At 61.0% G+C, this 12,376-nt stretch carries 11 protein-coding genes; 8 read left to right on the forward strand and 3 right to left on the reverse strand.

The annotated features are described in order from the left end of the window. Positions 1–69 precede the first annotated feature (69 nt). Entirely contained in the window at positions 70–726 is a 657-nt protein-coding gene (locus tag J3P93_RS01770; RefSeq protein WP_090287246.1) for an HAD family hydrolase, read from the reverse strand. Between the two features lie 143 nt (positions 727–869). On the opposite strand from J3P93_RS01770, the gene J3P93_RS01775 reads away from it, so the two are divergent. Together J3P93_RS01775 and ptsP are read left to right on the forward strand one after the other, a co-directional pair. Next, positions 870–1,349, forward strand: coding sequence for an RNA pyrophosphohydrolase (locus J3P93_RS01775; RefSeq protein ID WP_003229203.1), 480 nt, complete (start codon positions 870–872; stop codon positions 1,347–1,349). 22 nt (positions 1,350–1,371) lie between these two features. Further along, positions 1,372–3,651, forward strand: coding sequence for a phosphoenolpyruvate--protein phosphotransferase (gene ptsP / locus J3P93_RS01780; RefSeq protein ID WP_434594583.1), 2,280 nt, complete (start codon positions 1,372–1,374; stop codon positions 3,649–3,651). Between the two features lie 208 nt (positions 3,652–3,859). Here the strand turns inward: ptsP and J3P93_RS01785 are convergent, their stop codons facing one another. After that, positions 3,860–4,606 (reverse strand): NRDE family protein, encoded by a 747-nt coding sequence (locus J3P93_RS01785; protein WP_434594586.1) that lies wholly within the window; start codon positions 4,604–4,606, stop codon positions 3,860–3,862. Positions 4,607–4,738: 132 nt separating this feature from the next. Here J3P93_RS01785 and J3P93_RS01790 point away from each other — a divergent pair, with 132 nt between their 5' ends. From J3P93_RS01790 to J3P93_RS01805, 4 genes are all read left to right on the forward strand, one after another. Beyond that, positions 4,739–5,521, forward strand: a complete 783-nt coding sequence (locus tag J3P93_RS01790) for a sulfite exporter TauE/SafE family protein (protein WP_434594589.1) — start codon at positions 4,739–4,741, stop codon at positions 5,519–5,521. A gap of 70 nt (positions 5,522–5,591) precedes the next feature. Then, positions 5,592–6,407 carry a prolipoprotein diacylglyceryl transferase gene (lgt, locus tag J3P93_RS01795; RefSeq protein ID WP_090287239.1) on the forward strand — a complete coding sequence of 272 codons (816 nt, stop codon included), beginning with the start codon at positions 5,592–5,594 and terminating at the stop codon, positions 6,405–6,407. Between the two features lie 50 nt (positions 6,408–6,457). Beyond that, complete coding sequence (locus J3P93_RS01800; RefSeq protein WP_434594591.1) at positions 6,458–7,429, forward strand: thymidylate synthase; 972 nt, start codon at positions 6,458–6,460, stop codon at positions 7,427–7,429. Between the two features lie 153 nt (positions 7,430–7,582). Continuing rightward, complete coding sequence (locus tag J3P93_RS01805; protein ID WP_434594593.1) at positions 7,583–8,416, forward strand: hypothetical protein; 834 nt, start codon at positions 7,583–7,585, stop codon at positions 8,414–8,416. A 20-nt stretch (positions 8,417–8,436) separates the two neighbouring features. On the opposite strand, the gene cadR is transcribed toward J3P93_RS01805, so the two are convergent. Then, positions 8,437–8,886 (reverse strand): Cd(II)/Pb(II)-responsive transcriptional regulator, encoded by a 450-nt coding sequence (gene cadR, locus J3P93_RS01810; protein ID WP_434594596.1) that lies wholly within the window; start codon positions 8,884–8,886, stop codon positions 8,437–8,439. 85 nt (positions 8,887–8,971) lie between these two features. Here cadR and J3P93_RS01815 point away from each other — a divergent pair, with 85 nt between their 5' ends. After that, positions 8,972–11,281 carry a heavy metal translocating P-type ATPase gene (locus J3P93_RS01815; RefSeq protein WP_434594598.1) on the forward strand — a complete coding sequence of 770 codons (2,310 nt, stop codon included), beginning with the start codon at positions 8,972–8,974 and terminating at the stop codon, positions 11,279–11,281. 16 nt (positions 11,282–11,297) lie between these two features. After that, positions 11,298–12,161: a LysR family transcriptional regulator gene (locus J3P93_RS01820; RefSeq protein WP_101161791.1), complete on the forward strand. Its 864-nt coding sequence runs from the start codon at positions 11,298–11,300 to the stop codon at positions 12,159–12,161. The last annotated feature ends 215 nt before the right edge of the window (positions 12,162–12,376 follow it).

The raw sequence follows: 12,376 nt of genomic DNA on the forward strand, positions 1-12,376 counted from the left end.
TTTCAGTGAACACAGATTGTGTGACCACCCGAAAAACCTGTGGGAGCTGGCTTGCCAGCGATGGCCATTTCAGCCGCGCAGACTGATCACCGGCCAACCACGCTTCTCGGCCTCGGCGCGCAGATTCGGGTCCGGATCAACCGCCACCGGATTCGCCACCTGCTCCAGCAGCGGCAAGTCATTCATCGAATCGCTGTAGAAATAGCTGCCTTCCAGCGAATACCCGGTCTCTTCCAGCCAACGATTCAAACGCGTCACCTTGCCTTCACGGAAGCACGGAATGTCGGTGCTGCGCCCGCTGTAGCGGCCGTCGATCATTTCGCATTCGGTGGCGATCAGGGTTTCCACGCCCAGGCGCACAGCAATCGGGGCGGTGACGAAGCGGTTGGTCGCGGTGATGATCACCAGTTTGTCGCCGGCGTCGCGGTGTTGTTTCAGCAGTTCCAGCGCCTTGGGCAACATGATCGGCTCGATGCAGTCGCGCATGTAATCGCTGTGCCAGGCGTCCAGCACGGCCATTTCCGTGCGGCCAAGGATCTCCAGGCAGAAATTCAGATACGCCGCGTTGTCCAGCTTGCCGGCCAGGTAATCCTGATAGAACTCGTCGTTGCGCGCCTTGTAGGCGATCGGGTCGAGGAAGCCGCGCTCGCACAGATAGTCGCCCCAGGCGTGATCGCTGTCGCCGCCCAGAAGGGTGTTGTCCAAATCGAATAGAGCCAGGCGCATTGCAGTTACCCACTGAAAAGTCAGTAAAAAGGCCACAAGAATACGGTCTTTTCACAAGAGTGCACATAAGCTGGGAAGCTTCGTTGCCGCCTGATCAACCTTTGTGGAACAATGCGGCGACATGCGTTTGCGAGGTTGTTGCCGTGATCGACCCCGATGGTTTCCGTCCCAATGTCGGGATCATTCTGACGAATGACGCCGGCCAGGTGCTATGGGCTCGCCGTATCAATCAGGACGCCTGGCAGTTTCCGCAAGGGGGAATCAACCCCGAGGAGACGCCGGAAGACGCCTTGTACCGCGAGCTGAACGAAGAAGTTGGCCTGGAACGTGAAGATGTTGAAATACTGGCCTGTACCCGGGGCTGGTTGCGCTATCGTTTGCCGCAACGCCTGGTGCGTACCCACAGCCAACCGCTGTGCATCGGCCAGAAGCAGAAGTGGTTTCTCCTGCGCCTGATCTCCAACGAGCAGCGGGTGCGGATGGATTTGACCGGTAAACCGGAATTCGATGGCTGGCGCTGGGTCAGCTATTGGTATCCGTTGGGCCAGGTGGTGACATTCAAGCGCGAGGTGTATCGACGCGCTCTCAAAGAGCTTGCCCCGCGCCTTTTAGCGCGCGACTGACGACGGAGTTCGACCCCGAGCCATGCTCAATACGCTGCGCAAGATCGTCCAGGAAGTTAACTCCGCCAAGGATCTCAAGGCGGCGTTGGGGATTATTGTGTTGCGCGTCAAAGAGGCCATGGGCAGCCAGGTCTGCTCGGTCTACCTGCTTGATCCCGAGACCAACCGCTTCGTCCTGATGGCCACCGAGGGCTTGAACAAGCGCTCGATCGGCAAGGTCAGCATGGCACCCAACGAAGGTCTGGTCGGTCTGGTCGGCACGCGTGAAGAACCCCTGAATCTCGAAAACGCCGCGGATCACCCGCGCTACCGCTACTTCGCCGAAACCGGTGAAGAGCGCTATGCCTCGTTCCTCGGCGCGCCGATCATTCACCACCGCCGCGTGGTCGGCGTGCTGGTCATCCAGCAAAAAGAACGCCGCCAGTTCGACGAGGGTGAAGAAGCCTTCCTCGTGACCATGAGCGCGCAGCTCGCCGGGGTGATCGCCCACGCCGAGGCCACCGGTTCGATTCGTGGTCTGGGCCGGCAGGGCAAGGGCATTCAGGAAGCCAAGTTCGTTGGCGTGCCGGGCTCGCCGGGAGCGGCGGTCGGTACCGCGGTGGTGATGCTGCCGCCGGCCGATCTGGACGTGGTGCCGGACAAGGCCATCACCGATATCGACGCCGAGCTGGCGCTGTTCAAGACCGCCATCGAAGGCGTGCGTGCCGACATGCGCACGTTGTCGGCCAAACTCGCGACGCAGTTGCGCCCGGAAGAACGTGCGCTGTTCGATGTCTACCTGATGATGCTCGACGATGCCTCGCTGGGCAGCGAAGTCACCACCGTGATCAAGACCGGCCAGTGGGCCCAGGGCGCGCTGCGCCAGGTGGTCACCGATCACGTCAACCGTTTCGAACTGATGGACGACGCCTACCTGCGCGAGCGCGCCTCGGACGTCAAAGACCTCGGCCGCCGCTTGCTGGCCTACCTGCAGGAAGAGCGTCAGCAGAACCTGGTCTACCCGGAAAAAACCATTCTGGTCAGTGAAGAGCTGACCCCGGCGATGCTTGGCGAAGTGCCGGAAGGCACGCTGGTCGGTCTGGTGTCGGTACTCGGTTCGGGTAACTCCCACGTCGCGATCCTCGCCCGGGCCATGGGCATTCCGACGGTAATGGGTCTGGTCGATCTGCCGTACGCCAAGGTCGACGGCATCGAAATGATCGTCGACGGCGTCCGCGGTGAGGTCTACACCAACCCGAGCGAAGTGCTGCGCAAGCAGTTCGCGGAAATCGTCGAAGAAGAGAAACAACTGGCGCTGGGCCTCGATGCCCTGCGCGACCTGCCGTGCGTGACCCTCGACGGCCACCGCATGCCGCTGTGGGTCAACACCGGTCTGCTGGCGGACGTGGCGCGGGCGCAGAAGCGCGGCGCCGAAGGGGTTGGTCTGTACCGCACCGAAGTGCCGTTCATGATCAACCAGCGCTTCCCGAGCGAGAAGGAACAACTGGCGATCTACCGTGAGCAGCTCGCCGCGTTCCATCCGCAACCGGTGACCATGCGCAGCCTCGACATCGGTGGCGACAAGTCGCTGTCGTACTTCCCGATCAAGGAAGACAACCCGTTCCTCGGCTGGCGCGGCATTCGCGTCACCCTCGATCACCCGGAAATCTTCCTGGTGCAGACCCGTGCGATGCTCAAGGCCAGCGAAGGCCTGAACAACCTGCGGATTCTGCTGCCGATGATCTCCGGCACCCACGAACTCGAAGAAGCCCTGCACCTGATTCACCGGGCCTGGGGGGAGGTGCGCGACGAAGGCACCGACGTGCCGATGCCGCCGATCGGCGTGATGATCGAAATCCCCGCCGCGGTCTACCAGACCAAAGAGCTGGCGCGGATGGTCGACTTCCTCTCGGTCGGTTCCAACGACCTGACCCAGTACCTGCTGGCGGTCGACCGCAACAACCCGCGCGTGGCCGATCTTTACGACTACCTGCACCCGGCGGTACTGCAAGCCTTGCAAACCGTGGTGCGTGACGCGCATGCCGAAGGCAAACCGGTGAGCATCTGCGGCGAGATGGCCGGCGATCCGGCGGCGGCAGTGCTGTTGATGGCGATGGGGTTCGACAGCCTGTCGATGAACGCCACTAACTTGCCGAAGGTCAAGTGGATGCTGCGTCAGGTCAATCTGAGCAAGGCGCAGGAATTGTTGGCGGAGTTGATGACGATTGATAACCCGCAGGTTATCCACAGCTCGTTGCAACTGGCGCTGAAGAATCTTGGGTTGGCGAAGATGAATGCGCCGGTGGTTAACAAAGCGCTCTGAAGATCAAAAGCCCCTCACCCTAGCCCTCTCCCAGGGGGAGAGGGGACTGATTGGGGAAGGCTGTGGAATTTCTCCGGCCTGAAAGATTTTTGCCGAATCCATAATCGACTCGGTCTTTCAGGTCGATGCACAACTCGCGACACCTCGGTCGGCTCCCTCTCCCTTTGGGAGAGGGCTGGGCGGGCGGCGTTCCGATGAGGGTTGGCTTTCAAACGCAAATCTCAACTTCGCCCAAATGCCCCCCATAAGGCCCAAAACTGCGCTCCACCATCCGCCGCGTCCCATCCGCCTGCACCACCAGCGCCGTACTCGCCCGCGTCCCGTAACTCTGGCTGGCAATAAACACACTCGACAACAGCGCTTCAGTCGCCATCCCCACCCCGGTATCCGGCAGCTCGGCTTCGGGCGCCGTCTGCGCATCACTCAATAACCCAAGCAATCGCTCCGGCTGCGGATCGTCCAGCACGGCGTTCAGCGCCGCTTTGGCCTTGAGCAGTTTCGGCCACGGCGTATCCAGCCCGGCATTGGACAGCCCGTAAACCCCAGAGACCAACATCACCGGCTCGGACGCTCGCGCATTGAAGTGCCAGAGCTCATGACTGTTGCCGAGCAGCAAGTTGAACCCCGCATACTCCGCAGCGCGGCCAACCACATCGCTCAAATAATCATCAATCGACGTATTGCCGCTGAGAAAACGCGCCACCAGTTCCCCGCGCGACTTCAGCGCCGGCGGCTGCTGCGGATCGCGGATGTTGGTCAGCGCGGCGAAGCGGCCGTTGGCGCCGATCCCCAGCCAGGTGCCGCCGGCCTCCAGGTCACGCCCGGCATGCACTTGCGGCGCCTCCGGCCAGGGCGCCAATGGCAGGCTCGGCCGGGCGTAGAACTCGTCTCGGTTGGCCGCGACGATCAGCGGCTGGGCATGGCCCGGACGCCAGGCGAAAACGATCAGGCACATAAGGTGGTCCTTGTGTGATTTTTGCTCACTCTACGCATCCGGCGTCCGTGCATCCATCGCCAGTGGAGCCAAAGGGTGTGCATCCGTTACCATGCCGCTCCTGTTTTGCGGATGCGGTCTGGGGAGACGCTCGTGGAATTTCTGCTCTATCTGGCGCTGGGCGCCTGTGCGGGCGTGCTGGCCGGGCTGTTTGGCGTCGGTGGCGGGATCATTATCGTCCCCGTGCTGGTGTTCAGTTTCACCCTGCAGGGTTTCGATCAGTCGATCCTCACGCATCTGGCGGTCGGCACGTCGCTGGCGACGATCATCTTCACCTCGGTCAACGCCGTGCGTGAGCATCATCGCCGGGGCGCGGTGCGCTGGCCGATCTTCCTGTGGATGACCGTCGGTATTCTGCTCGGTGCCGGTTTCGGTGCGCTGACGGCCGAGGCGATTTCCGGGCCGAACCTGCAAAAGATCATCGGTGTGTTCGCTCTGTTGGTCTCCGTGCAATTGGCGCTGGACGTCAAACCCAAGGCCAGCCGAACGGTGCCGGGTAAATTCGGTCTGACCGCCGCGGGCACGGTGATTGGCTGGGCCTCGGCGATTTTCGGTATTGGTGGCGGCTCGCTGACCGTGCCGTTTCTGACCTGGCGCAGCGTGCCGATGCAGCAGGCCGTGGCGACGTCGTCGGCCTGTGGTCTGCCGATCGCTCTGGCCAGTGCGGCAAGTTTCATGATTCTGGGGTGGCACGATCCGTTGTTGCCACCGCATAGTCTCGGCTTTGTGTATTTGCCGGCGCTGTTGGGCATTGCCCTGACCAGCATGGTCTTCGCCCGTCTCGGCGCGCGTCTGGCGCACAGGTTGTCGCCGCGCTTGCTGAAACGGCTGTTCGCCGCTTTGCTGTTCAGCGTCGGGTTGAGCTTCCTGCTGTAAAAATCCTGGCTTAATCCTGTGGTGGCAGCGTCCCCCGGGAATATTGGTTTCACTCTTACGAGGAGTCGCAATGCTGCCTTACCCGCAGATCGACCCGGTGGCTTTGGCCATCGGTCCGCTGAAAATCCACTGGTACGGTCTGATGTACCTGATCGGCATCGGCGGCGCGTGGCTGCTGGCGTCGCGCCGGCTCAACCGTTTCGACCCGACGTGGACCAAGGAGAAACTTTCCGATCTGGTGTTCTGGTTATCGATGGGTGTGATTGTCGGCGGACGTTTGGGTTACGTGCTGTTCTACGACCTGAGTGCTTATCTGGCCAACCCGACGCTGATCTTCGAAGTGTGGAAGGGCGGCATGTCGTTCCACGGCGGCTTCATCGGCGTAATGCTCGCGGCCCTGTGGTTCGGCAAGCGCAACGGCAAGTCGTTTTTCCAGTTGATGGACTTCGTCGCGCCGATGGTGCCGATCGGTCTGGGTGCCGGGCGCATCGGCAACTTCATCAATGCCGAGCTGTGGGGCAAGGCCACCGACGTGCCATGGGCGATGGTGTTCCCGCCGTTCAGCGATCCGGCGCAACTGCCGCGTCACCCCTCGCAGCTGTATCAGTTCGCTCTCGAAGGCGTGGCGCTGTTCCTGATTCTCTGGCTGTTCTCGCGCAAACCGCGGCCAACCATGGCGGTGTCGGGCATGTTCGCGCTGTTCTATGGCATCTTCCGTTTCATTGTCGAGTTCGTGCGCGTGCCGGATGCCCAGTTGGGTTACCTGGCGTGGAACTGGCTGACCATGGGCCAGGTGCTGTGCGTGCCGATGATCGTCGGCGGGCTGTTCCTGATCTGGCTGGCCTATCGTCGCGCCCCGGCAGCGCCGCTCGCCCCGACGGCTTAAACTACGAACCCCGGCGCGCGACGCCGGGGCTCAAAGGACACAGGTAACTCATGAAGCAATATCTCGAACTGGTCTCGCACGTCATCCAGAACGGCACCAAACAGGCCAACCGCACCGGCATCAACACCATCAGTTTTCCGGGGGCGATGCTGCGTTTCGATCTGCAGGCAGGCTTCCCGGCGATCACCACGCGCAAAATGGCCTTCAAATCGGCGATCGGCGAGATGTGCGGCTTCCTCCGTGGGGTGAACAACGCTGCCGAGTTTCGTGCACTGGGCTGCAAGGTCTGGGACCAGAACGCCAACGAAAACGCGCAGTGGTTGGCCAATCCGTTCCGTCAGGGTGACGACGACCTCGGCGAAATCTACGGCGTGCAATGGCGCAAGTGGCCGGCGTACAAGCAGATCCTGCTGAGCAACACTGCCGCCATCGAACAAGCCCTGAGCAACGGCTACAAGCAGATCGCCCAAGGCGAAGAAGATGGCCAGGCCTACGTGGTGTTGTACAAAGCCATCGACCAGGTGCGCCAGTGCGTCGACACGATCATCAAGGATCCGGGCAGCCGCCGCATTCTGTTCCACGGCTGGAACGTCGCTCAGCTCGATGAAATGGCCCTGCCGCCGTGCCATCTGCTGTACCAGTTCCACCCGAACGTCGAGACGAAAGAGATTTCTCTGACCCTCTACATCCGTTCGAATGACCTGGGCCTGGGCACACCGTTCAACCTCACCGAAGGCGCCGCGCTGCTGAGCCTGATCGGGCGCCTGACCGGCTACACGCCGCGCTGGTTTACCTATTTCATCGGTGATGCGCACGTCTACGAAAACCATCTGGACATGCTCAACGAACAACTCAAGCGCGAGCCGTTCGCCATGCCGAAACTGAAGATCTCTGATCGCGTGCCGGAGTTTGCCAAGACTGGCGTGTACCAGCCGGAATGGCTGGAGCTGGTTGAGCCGAGCGATTTTTCGCTGGAAGGCTACGAGCACCATGCGCCGATGACCGCGCCGATGGCGGTCTGAAAGTCTGGTGCTGAAGCTTTTATATTCGGTATAGGTCTACCGGACTGTCATGTCTTACAGTAGGCAAATGAAAGAGAGGGTGTTTGACTGACCACGGGCCTATTGGACGTGGGGCAGTCAAACATCCTCTTTTTTCATTTAAGGAGCTTCATCATGACAATTACAGCATCTGGCGCAACGGCTGGGTTCTCGGAGGTCTCTTTCGGTTTTGCACCAACCGGATCGAAGCAGTTGAACAGTTGGCCGTTTATCGGCTGTGAAAGTCGTTCGGGACTCTTCCATTCCATTCCGAGTATTGATCCATGGGGGTGCGTGGTGCCCATGGAAATATTCAATGGCGCGCCGATCTTCATCGATTCGCTGCGTGTTGGTGTGTCGGTCAATGAGCAGGATTTCAGGATTGGCGATCCGGTTCGGGTGCAATGGAACGCACTCGGCGGCTCCGGGGGCAGCTATAGATCGGAACCCCAGACAGTGGTGAGTTACACCCCTATGCATTTTGCGGTTACCGACGAAATCGCAAGGACGTTCGCAGGCGATCGGGTCGAAGTCTTTTTTGTCATTGAAAGAGAAGCAGGCTCTTTGCCCTCTTCTTCGTTGTATATGACGTTTGCGCCGGAACTGGCGCAGACCGGTCCGGTTTTTATTGAGGCCGTCTCGCAAGGCGTCCTTGAAATTGATCAGCATCCCCAGGGTGTTTGCCTGACTATTCCACGGATTGAAAACCTGAGAACCAACAACGCCGTTGAAATGCTCTGGAAGAGCAGTACCAGCGGCGGACAGGCCGGCGCCTGGCGGGATTATCAACGCAAACTGACGGTCAGCCCCGACTCATCATTCAGCTTTCGGATTGAGCCGACGGTCTATCAGGCGCATCGTGGTGAGACTGTTCATTTGTTCTGCAGTGTTTTCCTCGGGTCCGGTATGGTCCCCGGTCTGGCCTATGGCATGGGTTCCCGGGGCGTATTGGCGTTCAAACTGGTGTAAGCGCTGTCGGCAACGAAGGATTAATGCCCATGACTTCTGCCGACATGGGAGTGCTCGACCTCCGTCGCCACCACGCCGCCGCTGACTTCCAGGCGCTGCAAAATCCCGCATTGATCCGCCTCCGGTCCTTCGCCACAACGTTGGCGCAGGTCGAGCAACTGCGTCTGCAAAGCCATCAATCCATCAATCCGCGCCTTCACATGCTGGATGTGTTCGTCGATCAGTGCATTGACGCTTTCGCACTGGTCCTGCGGGCTGTCGCGCAGGGCGAGCAGGCTGCGGATTTCTTCGAGGGTCATGTCGAGGATGCGGCAGTTGCGAATGAAGGTCAGGCGTTCGGCGTGGCCCTGGGTGTAGACGCGGTAGTTGCCATCGCTGCGGGCCGGTTCCGGCAGCAGGTTTTCGCGTTCGTAATAACGGATGGTTTCCACCGCGCAGTCGGTGAGTTTCGCCAGTTCGCCGATTTTCATGACGGTCATCTCCAAAAAGGGTGCTTGACCCTATAGTGGCTACAGGGTCTTTACTTGGCAACAGGCACCTTCATGGACGCGACCAATGAGCGATTCCCTGCACACCCACAAGCCCGGCGACGGCCACGATCACAGCCATAAATTGCAGCCTGTGCACAAACATGAGCACGGCGGCGATTCCTGCTGTGGGTCAAAAGTCGCAACAGCGGCGCCGGTTCATTCGCACGCAGATGTCTGCTGTTCGTCGAAAGCGGCTGCGCCTGCGTTGGTGCAACTGAGCGAAACGACCAGCGCCGATGCGCGCCTGAGCAGTTTCCGCATCGAGGCGATGGACTGCCCGACCGAGCAGACGCTGATCCAGAACAAGCTGGGCAAACTGGCGGGCATCCAGCAGCTGGAATTCAACCTGATCAACCGCGTGCTCGGCGTCACCCACAACCTGGCGGACACGGCGCCGATCGTGGACGCGATCAAGTCGATTGGCATGCACGCCGAGCTGCTGGAGGCGGGCGTCGATGCGCCGGCCCCGGCGCCGGTGAAAAAAGACTGGTGGCCGCTGGCGCTGTCCGGGGTCGCGGCGCTGGCTGCCGAAGTCATCCACTTCACTGATGCTGCGCCGACCTGGGTAGTGGCGATCATTGCCCTGGTCTCGATCCTCAGCGGTGGGCTCGGCACGTACAAAAAGGGCTGGATTGCCCTGAAGAACTTCAACCTCAACATAAACGCACTGATGAGCATCGCCGTGACCGGCGCGATCCTCATTGGCCAGTGGCCGGAAGCGGCCATGGTGATGTTCCTGTTCACCGTTGCCGAATTGATCGAAGCACGCTCGCTGGACCGGGCGCGCAATGCGATCAGTGGCTTGATGCAGATGACCCCGGAACAAGCAACGGTCTTGCAGGCGGACGGAAACTGGACCGAACAGGAGGTGAAAAGTGTCGAACTCGGTGCCCGCGTGCGGGTGAAGCCGGGCGAGCGTATCGCGCTGGACGGTGAGGTGGTCAGCGGCAGCTCGACCATCGACCAGGCGCCGATCACCGGTGAAAGCCTGCCGGTGGAAAAGTCCGTCGGCGATAAAGTCTTCGCCGGCACCATCAACCAGGCCGGTTCGCTGGAATACACGGTCAGCGCGGCGGCGAACAACTCGACCCTGGCGCGGATCATCCACGCCGTCGAACAGGCTCAGGGTGCGCGTGCGCCGACCCAGCGTTTCGTCGATCAGTTCTCGAAAATCTACACCCCGGCGGTGTTTGTGTTTGCCTTGGCTGTGGCGATCATTCCGCCGCTGTTCATGGGCGCCGTGTGGTTCGACTGGATCTATCGCGCCTTGGTGCTGCTGGTGGTCGCCTGTCCCTGCGCGCTGGTGATTTCCACCCCGGTGACCATCGTCAGCGGCCTCGCTGCGGCGGCGCGCAAAGGCATTCTGGTCAAGGGTGGCGTGTACCTGGAGGGCGGTTTCAAGCTCGATTATCTGGCGCTGGATAAAACCGGCACGATCACCCACGGCAAACCGGTGCAGACCGATTACCTGTGCCTGGAGGCAACCGCCGAGAGCACCGCGCCGGCCATCGCCGCCGCCTTGGCCGGGCGCTCCGATCACCCGGTATCGCTGGCCATCGCCAATGCCGCTGTGGATAAAAACTCCGCCGCGCCGATTGTGGATAACTTCGAAGCGCTCGGCGGGCGCGGCGTCAAAGGCGAGATTGACGGCCAGACCTATCACTTGGGCAACCATCGTCTGGTCGAAGAGCTGGGCCTGTGCTCGCCACAACTGGAAGAAAAACTCTTGGCCATGGAGAAACAGGGCAAGTCCGTGGTGCTGCTGCTCGACAAGTCCGGACCGCTGGCGTTGTTCGCGGTGGCTGACACGGTGAAGGAAAGCAGCCGTGAGGCGATTCGTCAGTTGCATGAGTTGGGGGTGAAAACCCTGATGCTCACCGGCGACAATGTGCACACGGCCGAGGCGATTGCCGCGCAGGTCGGTATCGACGAAGCCCGAGGCGATCTGCTGCCGACCGAAAAACTGCAAGCCATCGAAGACCTGTACAAAAAGGGCCACCGGGTCGGCATGGTCGGCGATGGCATCAATGATGCGCCGGCACTGGCCCGCGCCGAGATCGGTTTCGCCATGGCCGCTGCCGGCACCGATACCGCGATCGAAACCGCCGATGTCGCGCTGATGGACGATGATCTACGCAAGATCCCGACGTTCATCAGCCTGTCGCGCAACACCGCCAGCATCCTGAAACAGAACATCGCGTTGGCCTTGGTGATCAAGGCTATCTTTCTTGGGGTAACCTTCGCCGGGCTCGCCACCATGTGGATGGCAGTGTTCGCCGACATGGGCGTGAGTCTGTTGGTGGTGTTCAACGGTTTGCGCCTGCTGCGCAAGTAAGTGACGAGGGTGGGTTGTGCTGAGTGCCGAGCTGAAAGCGTTTTATATGGTCGCGCGCCTGGGCAGCATCACGCTGGCGGCGAAGAAACTCGGCCTCAGCCAACCGACCGTGACCACGCAGATCCGCAATCTGGAAAGCCAGTATTCGGTGGAGCTGTTCTACCGCGGCGGCCGCCGTCTGAGCGTCAGCGACGAAGGCGCGCGTTTGCTGCCGATGGTCAAGACCCTGTTGCAGCAGGAAGCCGACATCGAGTTCTTCCTGCGCAACAGCGGCCAGGTGCAAGGCACCTTGCGCATCGCCGCGACGGCGCCGTATTACATCCTCGATCTGGTAAAGACCTTTCGCGAACGCTTGCCGCAGGTGGAAGTGTCGGTGGAAATCGGCAACTCGCAGCAAGTGCTCGAAGCGCTGGAGGATTACCGGGTGGATATCGCCGCGTCATCGCAGTTGCTGGATGACGCGCGGCTGATTCGCCGGGTGTTGGGCACCGATCCGCTGGTGCTGGCGGTGCATCGTAACCATCCGTTGGCGACGCAGACGCATGTGGCATTGACCGCGCTGGCCGGGCATACCTTATTGATGCGTGAGTCCGGCTCGACCACGCGACGCCTGACCGAAGAGTTGTTGGCCAGCGCCGGTGTGAGTTTCGGGCCGTTGCTGGAGATCGGTAGCCGCGAGTCGATCCGCGAGGCGGTGCTGCGCAACATCGGCATCAGCATCATCGCCCGCCAGGAAGTGCCGCATGATCCGCAGCTGCGCGTGCTGAGCATCGAGAATGCACCGCAGATTCCCGAGTACCTGTATTGCCTCAAAGAGAGGAAGGGCGCGCGGTTGCCGGCGGCGTTTCTTGGTTTGGCACAAGAGATGTCCCCGGCGTAATGATCGTTCCCACGCTCCGCGTGGGAATGCAGCCCGGGACGCTCTGCGTCCCAAAGGCCGAACGCGGAGCGTCCGTTGAGGCATTCCCACGCGGAGCGTGGGAACGATCTGTTGGTCGGCAGTGAACCAAAATCCCTGAATGTCACTATCGGCGCTTTTTGCCTCACTGCCACATGACGGACGCATTACAACCCTAGGATTGGCCTCATCCGTTT

Source organism: Pseudomonas sp. R3-57, from assembly GCF_051132065.1.
Lineage (GTDB): Bacteria > Pseudomonadota > Gammaproteobacteria > Pseudomonadales > Pseudomonadaceae > Aquipseudomonas.

Excerpts from the sequence above, each read along its gene's own strand:
- J3P93_RS01785 (WP_434594586.1), bottom strand. The coding sequence starts at position 4,606 with ATGTGCCTGATCGTTTTCGCCTGGCGTCCGGGCCATGCCCAGCCGCTG.
- J3P93_RS01805 (WP_434594593.1), top strand. The coding sequence starts at position 7,583 with ATGACAATTACAGCATCTGGCGCAACGGCTGGGTTCTCGGAGGTCTCT.
- lgt (WP_090287239.1), top strand. The coding sequence starts at position 5,592 with ATGCTGCCTTACCCGCAGATCGACCCGGTGGCTTTGGCCATCGGTCCG.
- ptsP (WP_434594583.1), top strand. The coding sequence starts at position 1,372 with ATGCTCAATACGCTGCGCAAGATCGTCCAGGAAGTTAACTCCGCCAAG.
- J3P93_RS01800 (WP_434594591.1), top strand. The coding sequence starts at position 6,458 with ATGAAGCAATATCTCGAACTGGTCTCGCACGTCATCCAGAACGGCACC.
- J3P93_RS01770 (WP_090287246.1), bottom strand. The coding sequence starts at position 726 with ATGCGCCTGGCTCTATTCGATTTGGACAACACCCTTCTGGGCGGCGAC.
- J3P93_RS01815 (WP_434594598.1), top strand. The coding sequence starts at position 8,972 with ATGAGCGATTCCCTGCACACCCACAAGCCCGGCGACGGCCACGATCAC.
- cadR (WP_434594596.1), bottom strand. The coding sequence starts at position 8,886 with ATGAAAATCGGCGAACTGGCGAAACTCACCGACTGCGCGGTGGAAACC.